26 protein-coding genes and 2 pseudogenes are annotated in these 25,456 nt (G+C 66.1%); 8 read left to right on the top strand and 20 right to left on the bottom strand.

Annotated elements, in window-relative coordinates; genetic code table 11:
* Nucleotides 1-37: 37 nt before the first annotated feature.
* The 5 genes from OL239_RS01660 to OL239_RS01640 all read right to left on the bottom strand — a co-directional run bounded on the left by OL239_RS01660 (nt 38) and on the right by OL239_RS01640 (nt 2,837).
* Nucleotides 38-541 (bottom strand): GNAT family N-acetyltransferase, encoded by a 504-nt coding sequence (locus OL239_RS01660; RefSeq protein WP_268910460.1) that lies wholly within the window; start codon nt 539-541, stop codon nt 38-40.
* A 16-nt stretch (nt 542-557) separates the two neighbouring features.
* Entirely contained in the window at nt 558-1,031 is a 474-nt protein-coding gene (locus tag OL239_RS01655) for a hypothetical protein (RefSeq protein ID WP_268910459.1), read from the bottom strand.
* Nucleotides 1,032-1,078: 47 nt separating this feature from the next.
* Nucleotides 1,079-1,528, bottom strand: coding sequence for a phosphotransferase family protein (locus OL239_RS01650; protein ID WP_268910458.1), 450 nt, complete (start codon nt 1,526-1,528; stop codon nt 1,079-1,081).
* Between the two features lie 413 nt (nt 1,529-1,941).
* On the bottom strand, nt 1,942-2,565 hold the full coding sequence (locus tag OL239_RS01645; RefSeq protein WP_268910457.1) for a Rieske (2Fe-2S) protein: 624 nt from the start codon (nt 2,563-2,565) through the stop codon (nt 1,942-1,944).
* 23 nt (nt 2,566-2,588) lie between these two features.
* Entirely contained in the window at nt 2,589-2,837 is a 249-nt protein-coding gene (locus OL239_RS01640; RefSeq protein WP_268910456.1) for a hypothetical protein, read from the bottom strand.
* Between the two features lie 498 nt (nt 2,838-3,335).
* Here OL239_RS01640 and OL239_RS01635 point away from each other — a divergent pair, with 498 nt between their 5' ends.
* Complete coding sequence (locus OL239_RS01635) at nt 3,336-3,461, top strand: hypothetical protein (protein ID WP_268910455.1); 126 nt, start codon at nt 3,336-3,338, stop codon at nt 3,459-3,461.
* Nucleotides 3,462-3,484: 23 nt separating this feature from the next.
* Nucleotides 3,485-3,784, top strand: coding sequence for a hypothetical protein (locus OL239_RS01630; protein WP_268910454.1), 300 nt, complete (start codon nt 3,485-3,487; stop codon nt 3,782-3,784).
* Nucleotides 3,785-3,913: 129 nt separating this feature from the next.
* Here OL239_RS01630 and OL239_RS01625 read toward each other — a convergent pair whose 3' ends face one another.
* The 5 genes from OL239_RS01625 to OL239_RS01605 form a co-directional block, all read right to left on the bottom strand.
* On the bottom strand, nt 3,914-6,475 hold the full coding sequence (locus OL239_RS01625) for an MMPL family transporter (RefSeq protein ID WP_268910453.1): 2,562 nt from the start codon (nt 6,473-6,475) through the stop codon (nt 3,914-3,916).
* Between the two features lie 37 nt (nt 6,476-6,512).
* The gene (locus tag OL239_RS01620; RefSeq protein WP_268910452.1) at nt 6,513-7,172 is read right to left on the bottom strand and encodes a TetR/AcrR family transcriptional regulator; all 660 of its coding nucleotides are present in this window, start codon (nt 7,170-7,172) and stop codon (nt 6,513-6,515) included.
* Nucleotides 7,173-7,270: 98 nt separating this feature from the next.
* On the bottom strand, nt 7,271-8,887 hold the full coding sequence (locus OL239_RS01615; RefSeq protein ID WP_268910451.1) for a PAS domain-containing sensor histidine kinase: 1,617 nt from the start codon (nt 8,885-8,887) through the stop codon (nt 7,271-7,273).
* A complete protein-coding gene (locus OL239_RS01610) occupies nt 8,874-9,209 on the bottom strand; it encodes an alpha/beta fold hydrolase (RefSeq protein WP_268910450.1) in 336 nt (111 codons plus the stop codon). The genes OL239_RS01615 and OL239_RS01610 overlap by 14 nt, the downstream gene beginning before the upstream one ends.
* A 77-nt stretch (nt 9,210-9,286) precedes the next feature.
* Nucleotides 9,287-9,808, bottom strand: coding sequence for an alpha/beta fold hydrolase (locus OL239_RS01605; RefSeq protein ID WP_268910449.1), 522 nt, complete (start codon nt 9,806-9,808; stop codon nt 9,287-9,289).
* Between the two features lie 370 nt (nt 9,809-10,178).
* Between OL239_RS01605 and OL239_RS01600 the strand changes: the two genes are divergently transcribed.
* From OL239_RS01600 to OL239_RS01590, 3 genes are all read left to right on the top strand, one after another.
* Nucleotides 10,179-10,412, top strand: coding sequence for a hypothetical protein (locus tag OL239_RS01600; protein WP_268910448.1), 234 nt, complete (start codon nt 10,179-10,181; stop codon nt 10,410-10,412).
* 108 nt (nt 10,413-10,520) lie between these two features.
* The gene (locus OL239_RS01595) at nt 10,521-11,174 is read left to right on the top strand and encodes a hypothetical protein (RefSeq protein WP_268910447.1); all 654 of its coding nucleotides are present in this window, start codon (nt 10,521-10,523) and stop codon (nt 11,172-11,174) included.
* Between the two features lie 31 nt (nt 11,175-11,205).
* Nucleotides 11,206-11,679, top strand: coding sequence for a PGPGW domain-containing protein (locus OL239_RS01590; RefSeq protein WP_268910446.1), 474 nt, complete (start codon nt 11,206-11,208; stop codon nt 11,677-11,679).
* An 86-nt stretch (nt 11,680-11,765) separates the two neighbouring features.
* Here OL239_RS01590 and OL239_RS01585 read toward each other — a convergent pair whose 3' ends face one another.
* Nucleotides 11,766-12,266 carry a hypothetical protein gene (locus OL239_RS01585; protein WP_268910445.1) on the bottom strand — a complete coding sequence of 167 codons (501 nt, stop codon included), beginning with the start codon at nt 12,264-12,266 and terminating at the stop codon, nt 11,766-11,768.
* Between the two features lie 567 nt (nt 12,267-12,833).
* Between OL239_RS01585 and OL239_RS01580 the strand changes: the two genes are divergently transcribed.
* A complete protein-coding gene (locus OL239_RS01580; RefSeq protein ID WP_268910444.1) occupies nt 12,834-13,787 on the top strand; it encodes a lantibiotic dehydratase C-terminal domain-containing protein in 954 nt (317 codons plus the stop codon).
* A gap of 416 nt (nt 13,788-14,203) precedes the next feature.
* Here the strand turns inward: OL239_RS01580 and OL239_RS01575 are convergent, their stop codons facing one another.
* The 3 genes from OL239_RS01575 to pstS all read right to left on the bottom strand — a co-directional run bounded on the left by OL239_RS01575 (nt 14,204) and on the right by pstS (nt 16,904).
* A complete protein-coding gene (locus tag OL239_RS01575; RefSeq protein WP_268910443.1) occupies nt 14,204-15,346 on the bottom strand; it encodes an AI-2E family transporter in 1,143 nt (380 codons plus the stop codon).
* A gap of 153 nt (nt 15,347-15,499) precedes the next feature.
* Nucleotides 15,500-15,700, bottom strand: a complete 201-nt coding sequence (locus tag OL239_RS01570) for a hypothetical protein (protein ID WP_268910442.1) — start codon at nt 15,698-15,700, stop codon at nt 15,500-15,502.
* An 88-nt stretch (nt 15,701-15,788) separates the two neighbouring features.
* Nucleotides 15,789-16,904: a phosphate ABC transporter substrate-binding protein PstS gene (pstS, locus tag OL239_RS01565; protein WP_268910441.1), complete on the bottom strand. Its 1,116-nt coding sequence runs from the start codon at nt 16,902-16,904 to the stop codon at nt 15,789-15,791.
* A 190-nt stretch (nt 16,905-17,094) separates the two neighbouring features.
* On the opposite strand from pstS, the gene OL239_RS01560 reads away from it, so the two are divergent.
* Nucleotides 17,095-17,478, top strand: a complete 384-nt coding sequence (locus OL239_RS01560; RefSeq protein ID WP_268910440.1) for a DUF1304 domain-containing protein — start codon at nt 17,095-17,097, stop codon at nt 17,476-17,478.
* Between the two features lie 46 nt (nt 17,479-17,524).
* Here the strand turns inward: OL239_RS01560 and OL239_RS01555 are convergent, their stop codons facing one another.
* The 5 genes from OL239_RS01555 to OL239_RS01535 form a co-directional block, all read right to left on the bottom strand.
* Nucleotides 17,525-18,211 (bottom strand): alpha-ketoglutarate-dependent dioxygenase AlkB family protein, encoded by a 687-nt coding sequence (locus tag OL239_RS01555; protein ID WP_268910439.1) that lies wholly within the window; start codon nt 18,209-18,211, stop codon nt 17,525-17,527.
* Nucleotides 18,208-18,831, bottom strand: a complete 624-nt coding sequence (locus tag OL239_RS01550) for a methylated-DNA--[protein]-cysteine S-methyltransferase (RefSeq protein WP_268911637.1) — start codon at nt 18,829-18,831, stop codon at nt 18,208-18,210. The genes OL239_RS01555 and OL239_RS01550 overlap by 4 nt, the downstream gene beginning before the upstream one ends.
* A 2-nt stretch (nt 18,832-18,833) precedes the next feature.
* Complete coding sequence (locus OL239_RS01545) at nt 18,834-19,343, bottom strand: RNA polymerase sigma factor (RefSeq protein WP_268910438.1); 510 nt, start codon at nt 19,341-19,343, stop codon at nt 18,834-18,836.
* A 120-nt stretch (nt 19,344-19,463) separates the two neighbouring features.
* Nucleotides 19,464-20,966: a SulP family inorganic anion transporter gene (locus OL239_RS01540; protein WP_268910437.1), complete on the bottom strand. Its 1,503-nt coding sequence runs from the start codon at nt 20,964-20,966 to the stop codon at nt 19,464-19,466.
* A gap of 158 nt (nt 20,967-21,124) precedes the next feature.
* Nucleotides 21,125-22,480, bottom strand: a complete 1,356-nt coding sequence (locus tag OL239_RS01535) for a GntP family permease (protein ID WP_268910436.1) — start codon at nt 22,478-22,480, stop codon at nt 21,125-21,127.
* 319 nt (nt 22,481-22,799) lie between these two features.
* On the opposite strand from OL239_RS01535, the pseudogene OL239_RS01530 reads away from it, so the two are divergent.
* A pseudogene (locus OL239_RS01530) lies at nt 22,800-24,269 on the top strand (long-chain-fatty-acid--CoA ligase); the annotation flags it as partial.
* Between the two features lie 141 nt (nt 24,270-24,410).
* Here OL239_RS01530 and OL239_RS01525 read toward each other — a convergent pair.
* A pseudogene (locus tag OL239_RS01525) lies at nt 24,411-25,415 on the bottom strand (EamA family transporter).
* Between the last annotated feature and the right edge of the window lie 41 nt (nt 25,416-25,456).

Raw genomic sequence — 25,456 nt, 5'->3', positions numbered from 1 at the left:
GTCGGCTGTCCCTAAAATGCTCCCTGCGGTCCACGGCCTAGCGGACCATCCGGAGAACCGGAATGTCATCCGACATCGGGGTGGCCGCCACCCGGGCGCCGTCGGGGTGAAACCCCTTGCGGCGGTAAAAAGCCTGCGCCCGCAGATTATCCGCCGCCACCCACAGCTGCGCCGGTCCCGCTTCCACCACTGCTTCCAGCAGCGACTGCCCGGCGCCTGTTCCGTGATGGGATGCGAGCACGTAGAGCATGAACAGCTGCCGCTCGCGGACCGGAGGGAACGCGGGGTATTCACGCAGGGATGAAGGCCCCGCCATGGCCAGGCCGACCAGCTCCCCGCCCGACTCGGCCAGGGCGGTGCGGCGCAACGGCGTGTCACCGGCTGCAAGGCGTTCCCACATCGGAACGAGCGAGGCGACGGTAAAGCCTTCCCAGAAGGCGTCCCGCACCATTCCGGTGTACGTTTCGACCCAGCAGCGGTGGTGCACCGCTGCGAGCGCCGGTACATCGGCGGCCGTTGGCGTCCTCAGTGTGATGTTCATGCGCACCTGGGGTTCTTCATGGCCCCACGGCAGCGGAGCCCGCGCCGGGGCCGGCGGAGAACACCACCTCAACATCACGGCACACTGACCACCGCCCCGCGGCAGCTGCCAGTCCGACGCTGATACCGATAATTCCCCCGAACGGGTCGAATCCGAACACCGCCCACAGCAAACCTGCCGGGACCGCGAAAAACGCCGCCACGTGAATCCACTGTCGGCGGACCGGACGCAGCAGCAGTCCCAGCACCAGACCCACGGGCACACCCACCAGCAGTGAGAGCCCGCCGAACACTGCCATCAGAAACAGCCACATGCCGAAGGGATTGAAATCCGATCCCGGCGGTTGCGGTTCCAGGAAAAGCAGCCAGACGTACAGCACCGTTGCGGCCGCCAGCCACAGACCTGCAGAAACGGCTATTCCTTTGATGAGGCCGTAATTACCCAGCACAACCCGTTCGTTCCCGCCCGGTCCGTTTCGCTGTTCCTGCATCAGGTCCCCCCTCGTCCCGGCCGAGCTTATCCTGCGGCCCCCCGGGGTCAGGGCTCCGGTGCGCCCGGGCGCGGCCCCGGATCATAGAGGGTGCCGCGGCGGAACCTGTCACTGAAATTACCCAGCGCAAACTCCCGGAGCCCGTGATCTCCGGCCAGGTGGGCCGCAGCCGCCACCTGCAGCGAGAGGGATGCCCGGTGCAGCTGGGCACGCGCCACCACCTCAGCGCCGGCGATGTCGGTTACAGCCGCCGCACCGAACGCACCGACCAGCGGCGCCAGGTCCATGGCCGGATCCCCGAGGCAGGCATTATCGAAATCCAGCAGCCCGGAAATCTGCGGCCCGGCCCAGAAGACGTTGTGCAGGCCAAAGTCGCCGTGCACGACCGCGGGCGGCACCAGTTCCTCAGCTGCCAGAACCGCCGCGACCACCCGGATCGCGGCCCGGGTTTCCCGGGCGCCAGTCCCGCCGTGATCCCGGCGACGACGGCGGGCCACTCCCCGGCACCGCACCACTGCCGCACCGGCCGGAGTGCCCCGGGAGGCGGAACCATGGCGGCCAGGGCTGCCAGCACCAGGTGCAGGGGTGCACGCACCGCTTCCCACCGCTCAAAGGGCCGGTGCTCCCCCGGAACAAAGCCGTTGAGCTGTGCCGACCAGCCGTCCCCATGGACCGGCCCGCGCAGCACAGCCGGCACCCGGAACGGCAGTGCCGCTGCGGCGAAAACCGCCAAATTAGCTGTTTCAGTGCGGGTTCGCTCCGCGTGGCCCGGCCCGAACGACACACGCACAACGGCCGTCTCCCCCAGCACGGCAACGCGGTGAAACGCCCCGCTGCGGAACTTCACCCCATGCCAGTCCAGGTCCGGCCACGCGGACTCCAGGCTGGTCCAGACGTTCATGGCTGCGGGCTACTCCCCGGCTCCGGTCAGGCTCACCTCAAGCCGTCCGTCCAGGACCCGGGTGCGGAAGGCCGGCTGCGGGGCGGTGGCCGGGCCATGCACCACTTCGCCGCTTCGAACCGAGAACGTGCTGCCATGCCAGGGACACACCACGCACAGCTCTCCCCGGGCTTCCTGCAAATGGCCCTCGTGCAGCGGCCCGCCCAGGTGTGAACACGTATCCGCCAGCACGGAGACGTCCGGTCCGGCGCCGGCCTTCTGCTCCCGCCGCAGCACCAGCAGCGGAACGCGGCCCAGCGACGCCGGGCTCAGCCGGCCGGGCGGAAAGCCGTCGGCCGGCCCCAGCGAATGCCAGCCCGCCGGAACCTCCTCGGGCAGGTCCTCATTGCGGTTCACGCCGGCGCCCTGGCGGTAGGAGAGGTGGCCGCCCAGAAACCCGCCAACGCCCGCGATGCCCAGTCCAGCGAAAGCCAAAACCCTTCCGCGGCCGTGGTGTCCGCGGCTTCGGCTGAACCAGGAAGCCGCATACAGGCCCGCGGCAATCGCGTTGGCTCCCTGGTGCACGATGCCGGTCCGCTGCTGCGGTGTGTCGAGCTGCGAATAGTCCGTCACCCCGGTCAGGGCGGTGGGCACTGCCGTCACCACTCCCAGCCCCACTAGTGTCTGGGCTGCCCTTGGTTGCCGGGCAGCACATCCAGCACGGCAGCCGAAACCCAGGCGCCGAGGGGGACAATCACCAGCAGGGGATGCAGCGGATGCCCCAGGGGAACGCCGTGCAGCGTATCCGTCACCCGCGGCCACGGCAGCACCCTGCGGACCAGGCGGGACACCGTTCCGGCGGCCGGATCCAGCCAGGCCGCCCCTTCCAGCTTGTCGGCGACGGTGACCAAAGGCAGACGTGGCATGGCGCTCTCCTTAAAGGGGCTGCTGATGCCCATCAGAGTAGCCACGGCGCCGAAGCAGCACCACAGTGGAAGCCTCTACTGCTGCCAACACGGGGCCTGCCGGGCAGCGGGACCGGTGCGGCCGGCGCGGTCCGCCATGCTGGCCGAGAGCAACAGAACCGAACCCGGCCGCGGCGCCGGCGGCAGTCCAGCCAGCCAGCGCCGTCCAGTCAACCCGTCAGCCAGTCAGCCAGTCAGGAGCAGAAATGGGATTGGGAAGGAACAGTAGCGCCGGAAGAGTCCGAAGTTACGGAAATCGGCTTCTTTCCGCTGACCCGGGCCCCGTCCCCCACCCATCAACCGACACTCGAGGTGTTGCGGCTTTACAGCCGGTACCTGCGCACTGGCGTGTTCCAGGCGCAGTAAGCACCGGGGACGCTCCGGGGAAAGGACGGCCGCCTCCAGCATGCCGGACCGCCGGAAATGCGGCAGACTGGCGGCATGACAGTGGGGGAAAACATGCAGATTCTGACGTTCCACACACGGATGCCGGCCCGCTACCGGCTGATCCTGGGCCTGGTGCTGCTCGCCGCTTTGGCCGGGACCGCCGTGGCCGTCCTCGAAGCGGGCCCCCGGCACTGCTGACCGGCGTCTTCGTGGCGGTCATCATGGCACCGATCGTGATGATGACGGCACGGGTCAGGGTTGGCGGGGAAGGGCTGCACATCCGCGTCGCCGGCATCATCTCGACCGAGGTTAAGTACCGGGAGATCAGGGCCATCTCGGCAGGCCCGGTCACGGGCCTGCGCTACGGAATGGGACTGCGGGTCCTCCCGGAAGGCACTGGCTACCTCGTGGGCGGACCCTCGGTCCGGATCGAATGCGCCGGCGGTGACGTGCTGGTGTCCTGCGGGGAGCCGGACCGGCTGCTCGCCGCCGTCGTACCGCGGCTGCCGGTCCGGAGCTAGCTGCATCCCGGCCGGCGGGGCCGCCACTGTTAACGGACGGTGCCATTAACGGACGGTGCCATAACAAACGGTGCCGCCCTCCTCCTCGCGGAGCGGGACGGCACCGTCAGTTGTGCGCCGGTAAGCCGGTCAGCGGCGGGCGCTCACGCCGTCGGACGCTCCCGCGTCAGCGGATGGCCCGGGCATTCCCGCGGAGCCCTCTGCCGTCTCCCCGGTTTCGTGCGGGTGGCGGCGTTCCAGGGACGCACCCTCGACGTCGACATCCGGCAGAATCTTATCCAGCCACTTCGGCAGCCACCAGGCCTTGTCGCCGGCCAGGTGCATCAGGGCCGGAATCAGCAGCATCCGCACCACAAACGCATCCACCAGGACACCGAAGGCCAGGGCGAAGCCGATGGGCCGGATCATGGTGCTGTGCGAGAAGATGAAGCCGCCGAACACGGACACCATGATGATCGCAGCGGCGGTAACCACCGACCGGCCGGCCCGGAAGCCCTGCATCACGGCCACGCGTGCCGGGGATCCATGGACGAAGGCTTCGCGCATGCCGGAGCCCAGGAAGAGCATGTAGTCCATGGCCAGGCCGAACAGGATGCCCACCAGGATGGTCGGCAGGAAGTTCAGTACCGGGCCCGGGGTCTCCACGCCGAAGATACCGGAGAGCCAGCCCCACTGATAGATGGCCACCACGCCGCCGATGGCCGCGAAGTAGGACAGGATGAAGCCCAGCGTCGCGATGACCGGTACGTAAATGGACCGGAAAACCAGGATCAGGATCAGCAAGGACAGGCCCACCACTACGCCCAGGTAGATGGGCAGCGCTTCGGAGAGCTTCTCGGAAATGTCAATGTTGCCGCTGGCAGTGCCGGCCACGCCCAGCTCCACGTTTCCGTTTTCGGTGTCGATCGGGGACAGGTCCCGCAGGGTGTGCACCAGTTCCTGGGTGGATTCGCTGGTGGGCCCCTCGTCCGGGATCACCTGGAAGGCGGCGACCGTACGGTCCTCGGAGGTGCCGATGGGAGCCACGGCCACCACGTCTTCCTGGTCGAAGAGCGTGCGGGCAATATCGCCCTGGGCCACCAGGGCTTCTTCCTCGGTGGGGTTGCCGGGCAGGTCAGCGACCACCAGCAGCGAGCCGTTCTGCCCCTCGCCGAACTTCTGCGAGACGGCTTCATAGGCCTGGTACTGGGTGGTGTCGTGGGCCTCGGAGGACCCGTCCGGCAGGTTGGTGCGCAGGTCCATCGACGGAATGGCGATGACCAGCAGCCCCGCAATGGACAGCACCACGGTGAGCACGGCGCGCATGGTGGACATCGGCTTCGCCGGGATGGTTTCCGGCTTGCCGGCCGGGGCGGAGGCCCCGTGGTCCTTGTCCACCGCTGCCCGCTCCTTGCGGCTGAGGATCTTCATGCCGGCCAGCTTGAGCAGCGCCGGGGTCAGGCTGGTGGCGATCAGCACGGCAATGGCCACGCAGGCCGCGCCCACGGTGCCCATCAGGCCCAGGAACGGAATGCCGGTAATGTTCAGCGCCAGCAGGGCGATGAACACCGTGGCACCGGCAAACACCACGGCATTGCCGGAGGTGCCGTTTGCCAGGGCGATGGACTCCTCCAGGGCAAAGCCCGCCTTCAGCTGGCGGCGGTGCCGGTTGACGATAAACAGGGCGTAGTCGATGCCCACAGCCAGGCCGAGCATCACACCCAGGATGGGGGTGACGGAGGCCATTTCGACGACGCCGGAGAAGGCCAGCGCGCCGGCGGCACCAATACCCACACCAATCAGCGCGGTGACCAGCGGCAGGCCGGCACCGATGAAGGTGCCCAGCATAACGACCAGCACGACGGCGGCAACCGCGAGGCCTACGACCTCACCGACACCCAGGATGCTGGGGACGCCGGCGGAAACCTCGGAGGAGAAGTCCACCTTCACGCCGTCGACCGGCTCTTCAAAGGCCGCGACCAGGGCGTCCTTGGTGCTCTGCTCAACCTCCATCTGGGTTTCGCTGAAGATCACGTTGACCACTGCCGCGCTGCCGTCCTCGGACACAGTGCGGATTTCGGTGGCCATTTCCAGCAGGGCAGCACCCTGCTCGGCCTGCACGGCGCCAGCTTCCAGCTCGGCGCTGCCGGCGTCAAGCTCGGCGCGGTTGGCATCCAGGACTTCCTGCTGGGCGTCCAGCTGCGCCAGCATTTCCGCCGGGGCGCCGGCCGCTTCGGCCTGCTGCCGGGCGGCGTCAAGCTGGGCCTGTCCGGCCTCCAGCTGTTCCCGGCCGTCCTCGATCTGCGCACGGCCGGCGTCGACCTGTGCCTGGCCGTCCTGAAGCTGCTGGGCCTGGGCGGCGCGATCCGCTTCTGTGGCGAACGGGTCAACGACGTTTTCCACGCCGTCCACCTCAGCGGCCTTGGTGACCAGCGCGGAAATATCCTCGCGCTGGGCGTCGGTAAAGGCAGAACCGTCCTCGGTCTGGATGACCACGGAGCCGGAGCCGCCGGACGCTTCGGGGAGTTTGTCCTGCAGGTGGTCAGTGACCTGCGTGGTGGGGGTATTCGGGATCGAGAAACCGGTGGCAAGCGTGCCGCCGAAGAGCGCGAAGGCCGCTCCGGCAAGCACCAGCACTCCGATCCATGCCGCGAGCACGGTTTTCGCGCGGCGCGCGGCCCCGGCTCCGAGGCGGTAGAGGAATTCAGCCATTTGAGGGTCTGTCCTTTTATGGGGATGGGTGGTGGGACTACGGGTGGAGTGATTTAGGGGATGAAGGATCCGCAGCGTGGCCGCTCCGCACCTTTTCAAGGAGTGTGTCCAGCAGCTCGGCCCAAACCCGCCGGGATTCGGGAGTGTCCGCAGCACCGGTGGCACAGTGCCAGTGGTGGTACAGCACGCCCATCCCGCTGGTCAGGGACCCCACGAGGAGGTCCACGCCCAACCTGCCCGTTTCCGGATAGCGGCTGAGCATCGATGCAGAGAGGCGTTCGTTCAATTCGGTAAAGGCGCGGACGGCGATGGGATGGGCCTGCGCCTGTGTGGACGCCGGCAACTCCGGACCGAGCAGGCGGTTCAGGTAGGCCATGGGCGCCACCAGATCCGCAGTGCGGAATGCCTCAGCAATCTCCTCAAACATGCCTGGGCGGTCATCGCCGGCCGGCGGCACCGAGGTCAGGCTCTCCACCGCCGTGCTGAGGACACCGCTGCACACCTCGGAGACTATGTCACGCACGGAACCGAAATGGTTGAACACCGTACGGCGGGAGACATCGGCGCGCTGCGCCAGTTCATCAACGGTGAAATCCGTGGTCTGCCGCTCGTGCATCAGCGCCTCCGCGGCAGCTACAATCGCCTGCCGGTGGCGGTCCTTGAGCGCCTGGCGGCGGTCCGGGGTCGTCGTGAGCACATTGCTACACTACGTGCACCGATGCACTTGGTGCAATTTGTTCGGGTCCGACCCGCGGGAGGCTGGAATCCGGAAGTCAAGAGGACGCCGGCACGCTGCTAGGAGAGGCCCGGCCCGTCCGGAAGCACAACCGTAAAGACGGACCCCTCACCCAAGCTGCTGCGGAAGGTGAGGTTCCCGCCGTGCAGCTCAACGATGTTCTTGGTAATGGCCAGACCCAGGCCCGCCCCCGGCACTGCGGCGGTGAGGGCCCTGCGGGAGCGGAAGAACTTGGTGAAGACCTGCTGCTGCTCGTCCGGAGACATTCCCATGCCCGTATCCTCCACTTCCAGCAGAAGCGACAGCCCGTCGCGCCGCAGCCGGACCACGATGGTCCCGCCGCCGGGCGAATACTTCACGGCGTTGGACAGCAGATTGTCGACCACCTCCGCCATCCGCCGGGGATCGACCTCTCCGGGCGCTGAATCGGGGATATCAACGGTAATGTCGACACCGCCTGCGGCCGCGCGCGGAGCGGCGGAGACGACGCCGGCGCGGACGATGGCAGCCACATCCACCTTCCTCCGCGCCAGCTTTTTCGTTCCCGACGCCACCGACAGCAGGTCCGACACCAGTCCCAGCAGCCGTTCGGCGTTCCGCATCGCCACGGACAGTGCTCCGCTCACGTGGTCCGGAAGTTCTTCGGCATCCAGGGCCAGGTCAAGGTAGCCCAAAATGGACGTCAGCGGGGTGCGCAGCTCGTGCGACACATTGGCAACAAAGTCATCCTGGGCCGCCACGGCGCGCATCAGCCGGGTGACATCGGAAAATGACAGGACCGAACCGGAGGCTCCGCGCACTCCCCCCACCGGACGCGCCGAAACACTCGCGGCCATCTGCTCCCCGCCCGTTCCGAACCACAGCACTTCGTCGGTGAAGGTTTCCCCGGCAGCCGCCCGGGTGATCGGACGCATCTCCGGCGGCAGGGGCGTGACGCGGTCCGCACCGAATACTGCCACCGCATCCGGCTCTCCCGGTCCGCCGGCGACCCTCCGCATGCTGCCGGCCAGATGCGAATTGAGGAGAACGGTGCCGCCATCCCCGTCCACCACCAACAGACCGACGTCGGCAGTGTTAAGCACCGTGTCCAGCAGGGCCTCCCGCTCCCGGCTCAGGGCGAGGTTTTCCTGCAGGATCAGATCCTTGGCCTCCAGTGCGCGCTGTTTCTCGAGCAGCAGCTCCTCCGCTGCGGCCCGGGCTGCTTCAGCTGCTCCTGCCTTCCGCAGTGCCGCGGCCAGGTCGCGCTCAAACTGCGTGCGCTTGGGAGCACTGAAGAACGTCAGCCGGTCCACGCCACCGTCACCGGCGCCGGCGTGACCCGCGGCACTGTCGCGAACCCCGGACACCAGCATGGGAAGCGGATCACCGCCGGCACCGGTGAGAGCCAGCGCCATTTCCTCAAAACCGCCGGACACTCCCAGCTGGACCATCGCGAACGACGCGTAAAGCACCCGGTCAGGCATCGGCATCAGCTCGAGCACGCTGGCACCAATAATCCGGCCGCGGTCCAGACCGAGCCAACGGGAAAGGGTCCGGTTTACGTCCAGCACGGTGCCGTCCGTTCCGGTCATCAGATATCCCGAAGGCGCCGCATGGAAGTGCGCCTCATAGTCGACGGCGGCTTGCCGGGCAGCGCCGCCCGCGGAGTCGTTGCCGGGCGTTTCAGGAAGAGACATAAGTGGAGCTGGACAGGAACTGAAGAATGGCCTCGGAGGTTTCCCGGGGTGCACTGACGTGGGGCATGTTGCCTTTGGCATTGAGATGAACGAGGACACTGCTGGGCAGGTGCCCATGGAGATAACGGGAGGATCCCGGCGGGGTCAGCGGATCAGCCGGTGTCTGCAGCACCAGAACGGGAAGCTCCACCCTGGGCAACAGGTGACGGACATCGGTTTCGAGGGACAGCTGCAGGAAATCCCGGACGTACTCCGGATGCAGCCGGCATAGCGCAGCGGTGAGTTCGTCGGCCAGGACCGAGCCGGCAGGCTGCCCGGTCATGGCCGGCGCCGCAGCCGTGGCCCACAGGGGATAATTAAGGGTAACGGCGTCCAGGATTCTCTCGATATCCGCCGCAGTCAGGCCCCCGCGTACCCCTCGGCCGGGATGTTCCGGTAGCAGGCGGAAGTTCCCATCAGCACCAGCCGGGTAATCCTGGGATTGCCGGCAGCAGCGGCGGCAATGCCCATCATTCCAGCCACGGTGTGGCCAATCATCGTCACATTCCGGACATCGAGGAAATCCAGAATCTCCGTCATATCATCCAGATAACCGTGCAGGGAGGAATGCCTTTCGGCTGAATACGCCGCTAAATCTGCGCCGCCCGTGCCTGCATGGTCGAACAGGACGATTCTGCAATCCTTCAGAAAGGGCAGCAGCCGGTGCCAAATCACTTGGTCGCAGCCGAACCCCTGCGCCAGCATCACCACCTGACCACCGGAGGGACCGATGAGGCGAACGTTGTTGCGGGCCAGAACGGTGCCGTGTTCCACTGCGGCCTCAGCCCGGAGGACGGCTGCCGTGCCCCGGCAGCCGGGGACAGGAACCGTACCCTTGAGGAACGAACGGGACGGTATCCGGGGAAAGACAGAGTAAACCATAACGAAGACCTTTGACTCTTAGAATCCGAAGGGCGCTACCCATTTCGGCGGAACGAAGGCTACGACAGTGTGGGACTTCAGTCGAAATCTTACAGATAAGAAACAAAGGTGATGACCGTATTACTGTGCCGGAACATTCCGGCGGAAGCCGGGACTCAATGAACTTTCCATTGAAAGCCCGCCGGTCAGCGGTCCGACTGGGAGCAACACACCGAAAACCCGAGCTGGGCGCCACCGGAAACAATGACCGGCAGCGGACTATATGTGACTAATAGCACCCCTTTTCCGTACGCGTCATACTGTGCAAGGGTGGGAAGGTGCCGGCGCCCCGCCGGCACCCGTCAATGCGCACCGACGACAGGAGCAGCACATGAATGACCAGGATCCGAGCTTCAACCCCGGTTCAGATGCAACGACGAACAACCTTGCCGGGACACGCGATGAGTTCAACGATGAGGTGACTGCCCGCCTCACCGAGGAGGCAAAGTCCGAAAAACGCGGGGAAGAGGCAAAATCCGAGGAGAGCCGGGAAGAACGCGAGGAGCAACCGGCCCTGACAGAGGATGACGACAGTCCGGCCTCGGATGCCGAAGCTTCGTCCTAACCCTCCCGAAGAGGCTTTTGGAAAAGTACTAAGCACACTGTCTTTTTGGGCTCCGGCTTCCTATTCTGAGGTTAACGAAGCGGGTTAACCGAAGCGAAGGAGACTCCCATGAGCACCAGCGCAGGAGCGGCTGGCCAGCCAGCCCGCCGGCCCAATCGAAGCAGTACAGGCCAGGAGACACCGGGGGCCGATAACCCCGGCGGCCGCGGCGGAACGGAAAGCCGCGAACAGATCGTCGGACGGGAACGGGAACAGTTCGGCGGAGTCAAGATCGGTTCTGCCTTCTTTGGCTGGCTCGCCGCGGCGGGGACCACGGTTCTCCTCAGCGCCATTGCCACGGCCTTTGGCGCGGCGTTGCTCGCGAATAATGTCGACGCCGCCGGCGAGGCCACCAGCAACCCCGAAGGGGCCGGCATTGCCGGGGTCATCATCCTGATGGTGGTCCAATTTGTGGCCTACTTCTGCGGTGGTTACGTCGCAGGACGGATGGCCCGGTTCAACGGAATCAAGCAGGGCGTCGCAGTATGGGCCTGGGGCATCGTCATCGCCGTTGCCCTGGCCCTCATCGGCGCGATCGCCGGAAGCCAGCTGGACATCAATGCCCAGCTCAACACCTACCCGCAGCTTTCCGGGGACAACACTGCGGCCGCCGTCATTTCCGCCGTGATCGCAGCCCTGGTTGCCCTCGGCGGTGCGATTCTGGGCGGACTCGCGGGCATGCGGTTCCACCGGCGCGTGGATAAGGCCGGACTCGGCAGCTAATCGGTATGCACACACATCCGGGGAGTCACCAGTGAAGCGCCCTCCGCTCCCGGCATGGCTGCGGCGGACCGGCATCGAAGTTGCCGGATGGATACTGATTGTGCTCGGGCTGGCCGCCCTCGTCCTGCCGGGTCCCGGGCTGCTCGCCCTCGTCGCCGGACTAGCCGTCCTCTCGCTGCGCTACCGGTGGGCCAACCGTTTCCTGCGCCCGGTTAAGGCAAGGGCCTTTGCAACAGCGCGGCAGGGGGTGAAAACATGGCCGCGCATTGGTGCCAGCGTCACCGGCACTCTCTGCATTATGGCAGCCGGAGTTGCCTGGGGCGTTTGGACCCGGACACCGGGATGGTGGCCCTACAGTGACGCGCTCTGGCTGCCCGGCGGCTGGGGCACCGGAATCAGCCTGATCGCATCCGGCCTATTAGCCCTGGGGCTGATTGTTTACAGCTGCCGAAAATTCCGGAGCGGCAGCAACCGCTCCTTCGGCGCCGAACCGGACCCCCGCTAACTGTCCGTCTCCGGTCCACCGCCCTGCCCGGAGCGCAGCGCGGCGTTGAGTGCCTGCAGCGCCCCGGCAGCCGCTTCCACAGCGGTTCAGGCACATAGAGTGCAGCTGCACAGCGCCGCGGGAGGATTGCCAACGGCTCTCCCAAAGCTGAAGCTGGTCGCTTCGAAGAGGAGGTCCAGGAACTCGGCGATGGTCCCCTTCTCGACACGGTAGCGCGAGGAGCTCAGGAGCGGAGGCAGCGAGTAGACCCGGTTCATGTCGAGCGCCGGCACACTCAGTGCCATGTCTTCGGCCAGCATGTTCAGCAGCATTTGTTCGGCCGCTGGGCTCATGGTTCGCCGGCTGGACACGCGGTCTATGCTCGTGGATGTCCGGGTGCCCCAAACATCCAAATGGATCCTCAGCACAAAGTCCAGCGCCAACAGGTCCACTTCATGCAGGGACGGCCCGTCCGTCCATGCGAGGTCGATGGTCGCCACGTCGTAGGCGACAAGTGGCACTGCATGAAACTGCACGCCGGGAAAGGCCTCCGTCAGGAACGTACGGAGGCTGTCCGATACTTCGGTCGGCCACGGGTGGTCTGTCATTTACACTTCCCTGACCGCTGGCGGCCATTGGGACAGGTGCTGCCCGGGTCGGTCTGCTCCGCCTGGGCCAAGGATTGTCGCCGTCGGCAACGAATAAGACTCTAGTGCCCCCGCGATCGCCTCCGCCAGAGTACGGGCGAAGATGGCGGAATTCTTTTGGTTCGCTCCAAGTAGTTCCGGCACCTGTCCGAAAGTTTTACAGCGCGATCCCTTCGGGTGCAACTAGTAACTCGGTTTTCTAGGGGTTTTACGGATACCTCTGGTAATCGCGGCGTGTCTGCTGGAAGTATATGACCCTGACGGCATCACCCAGACGCCGGAAGAGAGTCAGCAACACACCGCGCACCTTCCACAGTCTCGATCCTCATGACGGCGGAGCGTGAACTCCGCGCTGTCGCCGGGTGGCAACCCCACGCTGCAGAGGCCGACGAAACCATGACATTCCTCCCCCCACGACCCGCTTTCGCAGTACGCGGCAGCGGGGCAGCACCGCACAACACTTCGGTTTTTCATTCTGCATTGCCGGATGTCATTGGCCGGCATGACACCAACGAGAGGGACCTCTCTATGAGCCAGTTAGCTGCGGCACACCCCACCAAGCCGCTAACCACGGGAGTCGAATGGTGGTCCTTGACCATTCAGCCTGCTGAAAAGGACGTCTGCGACGCCGTCATCGGAGAAGTCGTCACTCCTCTGGCAGCACAGGCCCGGTCCTGGGGAGCACAACGATGGTTTCACACCCGCTGCATGGACCCGTCCCATCCCTACCTTCAGGTACGGATCCTCGGCTCGCCCCGGGTCCTGGACCGCCTGGAATCCCTGATGCGCGCCCTGGTGGACCAGGCCGCCCCCAACGTAGGAGAGCTGCAGACCTCGGAGTACCGGGAGGAACCCATTCCCAGCCGGTGGGATTACGGGCAGGTGTCCGCGCGGGCCGAATCCGACCTCGCGAAGTACGGCGGCGCGGACGGACTGGCTCTGGCCGAGGAGGTCTTTGAGCTGTCCTCGGATCTGGCGGCGTGGGCCACGTCCCGGTTTCCCAAGGCCAACAGCCGCTCGTCCCTGGCCGCGCTGCTTCTCTTCGATGCGAGCTATGCAATGATGCGCGGGCCCCGCTCCCCTGTGTGGGCGGACCGCAGGGCCATCTCGTGGGACTATTACTGGGACAGCCACCTTCGCAGCTGCACTGCGGCCTCCGGCCCCCAGGCAGCCCATATGCGCAACGCACTGACGTCACAGCTCGCACCCCGGATCCTCCCGGCGCACCGGTTGATGGCCGCCACCGCGTCGGAACCCGCCGTGGATAACTGGCGTAAGCGCTGGTCCCGGGCCATCGACACGTATTTGTACCGGGCGGATAAGGTCCGGGCGAGCCGCAGTGCCCAGCAGCTCACGGTTTACCAAAGCCGCCTGATGCTGAACCGCTTGGGAATTTCGGTTCGTGACGAGGCCGGCCTCGGCCTGTATGCGCGGTCCTGGAGCAAGGAACGGGAGGCGGACTTCCTCAAGATGGCGCCCTAGCGCGGCAAGCCGCCTCTCAGCACCCTTTCAGCTCCAATGGTGATACTAATAGTGCAACGCGAGGGGCGCTTCCGGAAGTGAGACCACCGGAAGCGCCCCGTTTCGTTGCGCGCCGGTCCCCGACTGCGGTTTTTGCCTGCCGCCCTTCTTTGGGAAAATATGGTTGCACGAGCGCGCCGCTGCCGGTACGGCAGCCCGGCCGCACCGTGGCAGCCTGTTTCCCGCAAGATTCAGAAAGGCGGCTCCGGCATGCAGTTCTCCTGCACCTGCATCCTCCATCCAGACCCGGCTACTGCCCGGCTGGTCATTCAGGTCTACGATCCGTTCTGTGGGGTGCGGGCACACCGCCTTGCCGGGTCCACCAAGTACGAGTCCGGCTGCAGCATCAGCAGGTAACGCCCGGCACCGCTGCTGGACTACTCGCCGGCCGCATGCCCCGGGCCCGCGGCGGGAACAGGCTGCGGCAGCCCCCGGTCCTCCCCGGACGGCGTGATTCCGTCGTCGGCTTCGGGCTCCTCCCCGGAAACGGCGGCGTTGGCCGAGGTCAGCGACTGCTCCCGCAGGTACCGCAGCACCACTATGCCAACGGCAGTGGCGGGGACGGCGAGAAAGGCACCCACGATCCCGAACAGGGTGCTGCCCACCGTGACCGAGCCCAGAACGACGGCGGGATGGAGTTTGAGAGTCTTGCCCACCAGGAAAGGCTGCAGGATGTTTGACTCGAGCTGCTGGACCACCAGCACAATGCCCAGGACAACGAGGGCAGTCACCCAGCCGTGGGCCACCAGCGTCACCAGCGTGGCCAGGATTCCGGTTGCGACCGCCCCGACAATGGGAATGAAACTGGCGAAGAAAATCAGGACCATCAGCGCCAGTGCCAGCGGAACGTCCAGCAGCAGCAAAGCCAGCCCGATGAGTACCGCATCGGCCAGCGCCACCGTGGCCTGCGCCAGGATATAGGCCGACAGGGTCTGCCACGCCTGCTCGGATACCCGGACCGCGTGGACAAAGGCCCGGTTGTTGGTCCAGCGACTGGCCCAGGGCAGGAATTTGTCCCCGTCCTTGAGGCAGAAGAAGGTGAACACCATGGTCAGCAGGAACACCACGGTGAGTGAGGTGACCGTTCCCAGCCCTGCGGTGATGCCCGAGACAATATCACTGCTGTGCTCCCGGAGCTGGGCGATGCCGGCATCGAGCAGCTCATTAAAGTCGATGGCCTGAACTGCGAAGGGCAGCCCGGCCACAAACTCCGTAAGATCCGCCAGGTTCCGCCCGGCCGACCCCACCAGGTCCTTGGATCCCGAGGATATGGACGGCAGCACCAGCATGGCCACCGCTGCAACGGCTGAGAGCAGGCCCGCGAGCGAAAGCAAGGCGGCAAGCGCCTTGGGAAGTACTTTGCGCAGGACCCGGTTCACCGGCCACAGGATGGAGGAGAGAAGCAGAGCCAAAAGGCCTGGAAGGGCAATCGACCACAGCGACCGGACGGTGAACCACAGAACCACCAAACCTGCCAGAACCACCAGGCTGCGGGCCACCCAGACGGAAGATGCAGTCAAGCCCCGCGCAAATGTTCCGCGGGGTTTCAGGCCGGCGTTCCGGCCGGAGCCATCAGCCCCGGCGGGTGATCGGTCAGGGGCGCCGGCTGCTGCCGGTGAGGGTGCGGATTCGGTCGTGTTCACCGTTCCATCTTGCCTCAACGGAAGGCACAACTACTCAGCGAACTGCGGCTGCCCTTCGATAAACACCCAGTCCCGCTCCTCGAGGATGGGTTCCATCACCGGCCCGCCCGCTTCGGCGATCCGGTCCTGGATTTTTCCCGGAATCCCCTCGTCGCGGAGATTCTCCCGTAGCCATGCCTTGGCTGAACCGTCGAGATACGGCCACCAGCGCTCAATCTGGATGGGTTGCATAACGCCCCCTTTAATCTGCGGTAGATCAACGGTGCCACCGCAGTCCGGGCGGCGCAAGGGGGCCCGGAAGTACCAGCCGCGCCCGCTGTCAGGGCATCGTGGTAATGCTCTCGATCGCCGTACGGGCCTGTTCCGCGAGACTTGCCGGGATCGGCGCACTCTTGGCGGCCTCCTCCGAAGCTGCCTGCCCCTCGTCGCTGACGACATATTCCCCGAAGGTTTTGACCAGCTCAACTGTCTCCGGATCCTCGTACGCACTGCAGAAAATCTGGTAGGAAACCAGAACCAGCGGATAGGCCCCGGGGACCGTGGTGGTGCGGTCCAGGTGGAGGGCAATGTCATTGGGTGCGCGGTCCGGGACGCGCTGTGACTGCTCGACGGCAATCGAGGCACCTTCGGCGCTGATCGGAACATACTCGTCGCCCACCAGCAGGTTCACGGTGCCCATGGAGTCGTCAATGACCGAATCGTCGGCATAGGTGACGGCGCCTTCGGTGCGGGTCACGGTGCTGACGACGCCGGAATTACCCTGCGCGTTTTCGCCGGCGAGCCCGCCGGGCCAGGTCCCCGAGGGGCTGTCCGGCCAGGCGTCCGGGGCCGTTTCATGCAGGTATTCGGTGAAGTTCTCGGTGGTGCCGGAATCATCTGCGCGGCTGACCGGTGTGACCGGCGTATCCGGCAGTTCCACCCCGGGGTTCTGGGCGGCGATGGCCGGATCATTCCACGCGGTGATCTCGCCGCGGAAGACAGCGGCAATGGTTGCTGCGTCCAGGTTCAGGGAATCGATGCCCGGAAGGTTGAAAGCCACCGCAATCGGCGAAACATAGGCCGGAATATCCAGGGCTCCGCCGGGACCGCACACTTCCTTGGCTTCGGCGATTTCCGAATCCTGCAGGTAGGCGTCGGAGCCGGCGAAGTCCACTGCCCCGGCCAGCAGGGCGCTGCGCCCGGCGCCGGAGCCGTCAGGGGAATACTGAAGCTGAACGTTCGGATGCAGCGTTCCGAACCCGGCAATCCAGGCATCCATGGCGGGGCCCTGCGCGCTGGAACCGGACCCGGACAGGATGCCGGAGAGGGTGGAGTCGCTGTTCTCCGCAGCCTCGCGCTGCTCATCCCCCAGCGGATAGTCGGAGCCGCAGGCGGTCAGTGCCAGGGCGGCGGCAGCGGCCAGGGCAAGGGCGCGGGCGGGACGGGGTTTGTGCACGGAGGCGGTCCTTCCGGGGACTGTGGCTGTGGGCTCTGCTGGCTGCCCGAGGGGCTCCGGAGGAACACCGGTCGCCCCTTCAAGGCTAGCCGCCGTTCCCTGTCCTCCGCCAACTCAAAGGCCGGCGCAGCCTTGGCCGCCCGCAGGGCAGGTGGAAGGATGGGGGTCACCCGGTGCATAAGGAGTAACCATGCTCGTCACTGCAGCCGTCTTCGCCGTCATTGCGGCGGCCGTCCATCTGTACATCTTCGTCCTGGAATCCCTGCGCTGGACCGCCCCGGCAACCATGGCCGTGTTTCGGGTGGCAACCCCGCAGGATGCCGCAGCCACCCAGACGCTGGCCTACAACCAGGGCTTCTACAACCTGTTCCTGGCCGTTGGAATCCTTCTGGGCGTCGCCCTGCTGGGGGCCGGCAGCAGAGTCGCGGGGCTGACCCTGATGAGTTTTGCGTCGGCCTCCATGGTGCTGGCCGCACTGGTCCTGGTTGTCAGCAACCGCAGCATGATCCGGCCCGCGCTGATTCAAGGCGGCCCGCCCGCGGTTTGCCTCGCCTTCACGCTGCTCGGCGCCTGAGGCCCGGTCGCCCGAGGCGCGGCGCCCGAGGGTGCGGCGTTGCATGTTACGCCAGTCCGGTCATCCGCAGCGTGATGTTAATCCGGCCGCCGGCCAGCCCGCAGTCCGGATCAGCGGTCCCGGGCCGGGTTTTGGGAACGCCGTGATAGGCGAAGCGGGACGGTCCCCCAAAGACGAACAAGTCTCCGGAGGCCAGCTCAATGTCAGTGTAGGGCCGGGTCCGCGTCGATGTATTCCCGAATCGGAATACGCACGTGTCTCCGATGCTCAGCGAGACGACGGGGGCGCTGGACTTCTCATCCTTGTCCTGGTGCATCCCCATGTGGGCGCCGTGCGCGTAGTAGTTGATCAGCGCCGTGTCCGGCGTGTAGTCCCCGGGCTTCCAGATGTCCGGAGCGTAGCCCGCCTCCCCGGGCCGGTCATATGCTTCCTCCACCGCACGGCGGCCCAGGCGGATCAGCCAGTCCGGAACGCCGGCAACCTGCCCGCCGCCGGCGTCGTCCGCTGTGCGCGTGTATTTATAGGGCTGCCAGTGCCAGCCCAGGCATACCGTTTGCACCGACATCTGGTGTCCGCCCGGCAGGACCGCCGCACGCATCGGCACCGGTCCGATGGCCCACTGCCGGCATGCGGCCACGATGTCCCGCTGCGCGGCAGGGTCAAGCCATCCGGGAATGTGAACGGCTCCGGGAGCCAGTTCAGCCCGGTCGGGCGGGAAAAGCGTGCCGGTCATGCGGCCTCCAGCTTGAGGAGCAGGCGTTTTGCGGCGGGGCCGCCGCGGTAGTTGCCGGTGCTTCCGTCCGAGCGCACCACACGGTGGCAGGGCACGACGACGGGCAGCGGGTTCAGTGCGCACGCGGTTCCAACGGCCCGCACAGCACCGGGGCTCCCCGTCAGCGCGGCGACCGCCGCGTAGCTCGCGGTTGAGCCGTAGCCAATGGTCGGCAGGTGCTCGACGACGGAGCGGCGGAACCCGGCGGTCAGGCGCAGGTCCAGCGGCAGGTCGAAGGCACGGCGGGCGCCGGCGAAATACTCCCCGATCTGGTCCGCCGCATTCTGCAGCCGGCCGGGAGCGTTGAGGATCCGCGGGCTGATCCGTGCCGCCAGGACCTCCAGTACGGCGTCGTGGTCCTCACACGCAAAGGCGACCCGGACCAGGCCTTCCGGCGTAGCGGCCAGGAGCAGTCCGCCCACCGGGGTGTCGACCACCGTGTACGCCACGTCGAGCATTCCGGCGTCCGCCGCCGCGGCGGCCAGCCGGGACTGCAGCCGCGGCAGTGCGTCGTCGCCGGCTGCATCCGGAAGCAGCAGCCCTTGCGTCGGGGACTGCACCAGGGACTGCGGCAGTGGCATGGTCATGGGGATTCCTCCAAAGTCAGAGCCCGCAGTTTCTTCATTCCGTCCGCCGCCGACCGGCGGCAGGCCGCCTCGGTACCGCCCAGCAGCAGAGCCACCTCTGCATAGGGCAGCCCGCCAAGGTGGTGGTAGGCAAGAGCTTCACGCTGGCGCCGGGGCAGGGTTTTCAGCGCCGCCCAGAGCGCGTCGTTGTCACCCCTGCCGCCGTCGACGCCCGGAACGTCCCGCCCGGCGGCACCGGAGGGCGTGTCCCGGTCATCCGCCGGCAGTTCGGCGACCGGAACCGGGCGGCGGGCTGCTGCGCGGTGCGAATCGATTGCCTTGTGCTTGGCAATGGTGACCAGCCAGGCTTGGACGTTGGCACCGGGGGCAAGGCCGGGATAAGCGCGCAGTGCCGCCAGGAAGGTTTCGGACCAGGCGTCTTCCGCGTCCTGCGGTCCCAGCACGGCGCGGCACACCCGCAGCACGGCGGGCCCGTGTTCCCTGACAATGGCTTCGAACGGTTTCACTTCCACACCCGGTAGACGTTTGCGGGAACGGATTCGTGAGCCCCCGGTTTATGACACCATGCTCTCATCCGAATCCGCCTGCCGTCCCGCTTCCGCACGGGACCGCCGCCGCGGGACGGGTCAGCCGCCGAACCGGCCGCTGAGCCGGGAGCGGATGGCGTCGGAGGAGTCGTCCAGTCCGGTGATCCGCACCGTCTTGCCGTGGGTGCGGTACTTCTCCGTGATTGCGTCCAGCGCCGCCACGGTGGAGGCATCCCACACATGGGAAGCGCTCATGTCAATCAGCACCCGGTCCGGATCCAGCGCGTACTCGAACTGGGTGTACAGGTCGTTGGAGGACGCGAAGAACAGCTCGCCCTGGACCGCGTAGGTGACGGCGGCGCCGTCGTCGCCCAGGGTGCGGCGGACGGTGACAAAATGCGCCACCCGGCGCGCGAAGAGCACCATTGCGGCCAGCACACCCACCGCGACGCCGATCGCCAGGTTGTGGGTGAATACCACCACGGCAACGGTGATGACCATGACGGCGGTTTCAGATTTCGGCATCCGGCGAAGGGTCGAGGGACGGATGCTGTGCCAGTCGAAGGTCGCCACTGACACATAAATCATCACAGCCACGAGGGCCGCCATCGGTATCAGCGCCACGACGTCGCCAAGCACCACCACGAGCAGCAGCAGGAACACCCCGGCCAGGAAGGTGGAGATCCGGGTGCGGGCGCCGGAGGCCTTCACGTTCATCATGGTTTGGCCCACGACGGCGCAGCCGCCCATGCCGCCGAAGAAGCCGGTGACGATGTTCGCCACGCCCTGCCCCCAGGACTCCCGCACCTTGGAGGACCGGGTGTCGGTGATGTCGTCCACCAGCTTGGCGGTGAGCAGCGATTCCAGCAGGCCCACAAAGGCCATCGCCACCGCGTACGGAGCGATGATCCGCAGGGTCTCCAGGGTCAGCGGAATATCCGGAAACAGCAGTGACGGAAGCGAGGCGGGCAGCTCTCCCTTATCCCCGACCGTCGGCACGTCCCAGCCCATGAGGACGGCCGCTGCGGTCAGGATGACGATGGCCGCCAGCGGAGCGGGCACCGCCGCCGTCAGCCGGGGCAGGCCGAAGACAATGAACAGCCCGGCGGCGGTGATCGGGTACACCAGCCAGGGCACACCCAGCAGCTCGGGGACCTGGGAGGAGAACACCAGGATGGCCAGCGCGTTGACGAAGCCGACCATGACCGAACGCGGGATGAAGCGCATCAGTTTCGCGACGCCGGCCACGGCCAGCAGGATCTGGAAAATTCCGGCGAGGATGACGGTGGGGACAAGGTAGTGGGCGCCGTGTTCGGCCACCACCGGGGCGATCACCAGGGCGACGGCGCCGGTGGCTGCGGAAATCATGGCGGGGCGTCCGCCCACAAACGCAATGGTGACGGCCATCGTGAACGAGGCAAAGAGGCCCATCCGGGGATCGACACCGGCGATGACGGAAAACGCGATTGCTTCCGGAATCAGCGCCAGGGCTACAACCAAACCCGCCAGCACCTCAGTCTTAAGCAGCCGCGGAGACTTCAGGGTGCCCAGCACGGACTGCCGGGCGGCAGGCGTGAGAACAGGTGCCGCGGAGGATGGCATGAGGGAGTTCCTTAGGCTTTTGGGAGTGTTGGACCCGGCAGCGGCGGGAACCCGGGGCTGCTCATCGAATCCGGTTCCAGATTACCCCTCCGCCCCGGCCCCGGCCGGAAGCCGGCGGGCCGGGCCGGAGTCCTGGCCTGCCTGCCCCGGCGCTTTCCCTAGACCAGGAAAAGGCTCAGGACCCACACCGCAGCGAAACCGGCAACACCCTGCACCGCCGTGGCCGGAGTAAGCGTGCGGTAGGCGGTCGCCGTTGGAATCCGGCTGAACTGGGACACCACCCAGAAATACGAGTCATTGGCATGGGAAACAACCATGGCGCCGGCACCAATAGCGAGCACCGCCAGCACCGGGCCCGCGCCGGAGGCCAGGCCAAGCGGTTCCAGCAGCGGCAGCAGCATGGCCGACGTCGTTACCATCGCCACGGTGGAGGACCCCTGGGCCGTTTTCAGCGCCGCGGAAATCAGGAACGGCACCGCGATGCCCAGCCCCAGTGTGGCGAGGTTATCGGACAAAAACCCGGTGATGGCGCTCTCGCCCAGGACGCCGCCGAAAGCCGCTCCCGCGCTCGTGATCAGGAGGATTGGTGCGGCAAGGAGAATGGAATCGGAGATCTGGGAGTTGAACGAGGCGAGCTTGCCCTTGCCGCGCAGCAGGAACACCGCGGCCATGAGGCCCAGCGCAAGCGCGACGACGGGCGTTCCGACGAACGTGACCGTCGCAGCAAGGCCGCTATCTCCCAGCGGGCTGCCGGGGAGCTTGGCGATCGAGGACAGGCAGATAAGCGCAATCGGCAGCAGGATCGGCAGGAAGGCCATGAAACCGCTGGGCAGCTTGCCGTACGTCGCCCTCAACTCTTCGTAGCTGACCTCGGCTTCTTCAGCCGGCACCGGCAACAGCTCAATGTCCTTTTTCAGGAAGCGGTTGGCGTAAAGCAGCGCTGCGCCCGCCGAAACCGCTGCCACCACGAGGCCCAGGCCGATCAGGAGCCCGAGGTCGTTCACGACATTGAGGTTGGAGGCGGCAGCCAGCGGTCCGGGCGTGGGCGGGACCATCGTGTGCGTGGCGTACAGGCCGGTCATCAGCGCTATTGACATGGCCACCAGGGAAACCCTGGCCCGTTCGGCCATCGCTTTTTTGAGTGAATTCAGGATGATGTACCCGGAATCGCAGAACACGGGGATGGAGACGATGTAGCCGATAATGCTCATCGTCAGGGTGGGAAAACGTGTCCCCAGGACTTTAATCAGGGCATCGGCCATGGAGATAGCGCCGCCGGACCGCTCCAGAATAACGCCGATCATGGTGCCAAAAAGGATCACCAGGCCTATGTTTCCCATCGTGTTGCCGAACGCCGTCGTAATGGTCGGAATAATGTCTCCGACCGGCAGGCGGAAGGCAAAGGCACCGATAAACGCGGCGCCGAGGAGAGCCAGGAACGGCGAAATCTTGAACTTGGCTGTGACGGCAACGATGCCGGCCACCAGCAACAGCAATATCAGCAGGTCAACCATGGTGTCCCTTGATCTATTTTTGTGAAAGCCCGGCCATCTGGGCGGGCAAATAATAAAAACACGGATTGTCGTTGACGCGAAAAGGTAGAATTCCACTTTGCGCCGGCCAGGGAATTTTCACTCAGGGCCACGCACAGCAGCAGGGGCCGGTTGCGCCGGCCCCTGGCCAAACAAAATTGCCGGACGGCCTTGCCCGTCCGGGCCCGTCTGGGGCTAGACTGCTCACATACCGCGCAGTATGTGATGCTCATCACCCTGCCAGTTGGCATTGACTGCCCGCCGCTGCTCCACGTTCCATGTCTGATCAAAGGAGATCTTCATGCACAACCTCGCCGGCATTCTCACCGAGACCGCAGCCCGGGTTCCGGACCGGCCCGTTTTGAAACTGGACGACACCACCGTCTCCTATGCGGTGCTCGATGCCATGAGCGCCAAAGTGGCCGGAGTCCTGGCGGAGCACGGCATCGGCCCCGGCGACCGGGTAGCGCTGATCATGCCGAATATCCCGCAAATGGCATTTGCGTACTACGGCGCACTCCGGGCCGGCGCTGTGGTGGTGCCGATGAATCCGCTGCTGAAGGCACGTGAGGTGGCCTACCACCTGTCCGATTCCGGTGCCGGGCTTGTGTTCGCCTGGGAAGGTGTTCTGGCCGAAGCCCTGGGCGGTGCCGAGGAGGCCGGCGGTGTTCCGGTCATCTCAGTGGATTCCGGCGCTTTCCTCAAGCTGTTGGCCGATGCTGACCCGGTTTCGGCCGTGGCGGACGTCAGCGGCGACGACGTTGCCGTCATCCTGTACACCTCCGGCACCACCGGACGCCCCAAGGGCGCCGCGCTCACCCACGACAACCTGCGCAGCAATGCCGACATCTCCCGCAACCTGCTGCACACCCTGGAATCGGACGTGATTTTTGGCGGACTGCCCTTTTTCCACGTGTTCGGGCAAACATCCGCCCTGAATTCGGCCGTGATGGTGGGAGCCTCGATCAGCCTGCTGCCGCGGTTCGACGCCGGCAAGGCCCTGGAAATCATTGAACGTGACGGCGTGACGATTTTCGAGGGTGTGCCGACCATGTATGTGGGCATGCTGCGCCATCCGGACCTGGCCTCCACCGACGTGTCCACTCTCCGCGGTGCCATCACCGGCGGCTCCGCGATGCCGCTGGAAGTGCTGCATGAGTTTGAACGTGTGTTTGGTACGCAGCTGCTGGAAGGCTACGGGCTTTCGGAAACCTCCCCGGTGGTGTCCTTCAACCTGCCGGGCCCGGAGCGCATGGCCGGTTCCATCGGCAAGCCGGTGCAGGGCATGGAGGTGCGGATCGTGGACCCGGAAGGTGCCGACGTCCCGGTGGGCGACGTCGGTGAGCTGGCGGTGCGCGGCACGGGCGTCATGAAGGGGTACTGGAACAACCCCGAGGCCACGCAGGCAGCCATTCCGGACGGCTGGTTCCGCAGCGGAGACCTGGCCCGCGCCGACGAGGCGGGGAACCTGTACATCGTGGACCGCAAAAAGGATGTCATCCTGCGCGGCGGCTACAACGTGTATCCGCGCGAGGTCGAAGAAGTCCTGTACGAGCATCCCGCTGTGGCCGAAGCTGCGGTGGTCGGAGTTCCTGACGAGCTTCACGGCGAGGAAATTGTTGCCGTGGTGGGTCTGAAGGAGGACGCCCTGCCGGGCGGTGACGCCGGCCGCGAGTCGCTGCTGCAGGAGATCCGCGACTTCGCCAAGGACCGGCTCGCGGCCTATAAGTACCCGCGCCGGGTAATCCTGACCGACGCCCTTCCCAAAGGGCCCACCGGTAAAATCCTGAAGCGTGAAATTCGCGTCGGAACAAATGCCGGAGAAGCTGCCGGCGGGGACCGGGTGGAACAGGCCGAGCCGCAGGGTAAAGCCCCGCCCGGGCGGGACACCGCCCGGGCAGCCCGCCGGAACTCAGGCTGCCGGAGAAATATCGTCCGCACCTTCGCCTGGCAGGCCCGCCCGTTTATCTGCCCGCACGAGGACCACACCCAGGATGATCAGTGCGCCGCCGGCCAGCTGAATCGGGCGGGGCAGCTCGGACAGCAGCACCCAGGCCCACAGGACGGCGAAGAGCACCTCGGTCAGGGAGACAAAGGAAGCAATCCGTGAGCCCAGGCGTCGGGCTGCCACAATTCCCGTGACATAGGCGAGCACGGTGGACAACAGGACGAGTCCGGCAAGCGGCACCCACCAAGGGGTAACCCTGCCGCCCAGCATGACGTTTTCGGTGCTGAAACCGGTCGGCAGGATCCCGGTGGCTCCCAGCACCAGCATGGTGGCCGCCCCCACCAGCATGCCGCCGGTGGCGAGCACCAGCGGCGGCAGGGAATCATTTTGCCGGGCCGTGATGAAAAAATAGATCGCCAGGCAAACCGCGGCGGCGAGTCCCCACAACACCCCGATCGGGTCCACCCGCACGTCACCGGCAACATCCAGAACGAGAACAAGTCCGGCAACGGCAGCCAGCGCACCGCCGATGGTCCTTCCCCCGGCCGGCGCCGGGTGGAGGCCCAGACCCACAGCACCATCAACACCGGTGCCAGGAATTCCAGCAGCAGGGCCACCCCTACGGACAGTCGCTGGACTGCATTGAAATAGAAGAACTGGCAGCCGGCCACACCGATAAAGCCGAAAGCCAGCAGCGTTTTCCAGTTATCCCACACCTGATGCCACCGGCCGTGGAGAGATTATGGCGGGCACCAGCAGAACCAGGGCAGCTCCCCCCATGCGCACCGCAACTGCCGTGGTGGAAGTCCAGCCGGTTTCCAGCAGGGACTTGGCAAAGGAGCCCGAGAGGCCGAAGACCGCCGAGGACAGGAGGGCCACCGTCAGCGCCGGGGTCCCACCGCCGACATGTCCGTGATGCCCTGTCCCGCGTCCCCTGAGAAGAGGCTGGTGAGAGGTGGAGCGTTTCATGACGGCCTCCGATGGGAGCAGTTTCCTTGTCCCGGCGGGAC

Source organism: Arthrobacter sp. ATA002 (assembly GCF_026898095.1).
GTDB lineage: Bacteria > Actinomycetota > Actinomycetes > Actinomycetales > Micrococcaceae > Arthrobacter_B.
The sequence above is the reverse complement of the archived record's forward strand: the minus strand, read 5'-3'. Positions and strand labels throughout refer to the sequence as shown.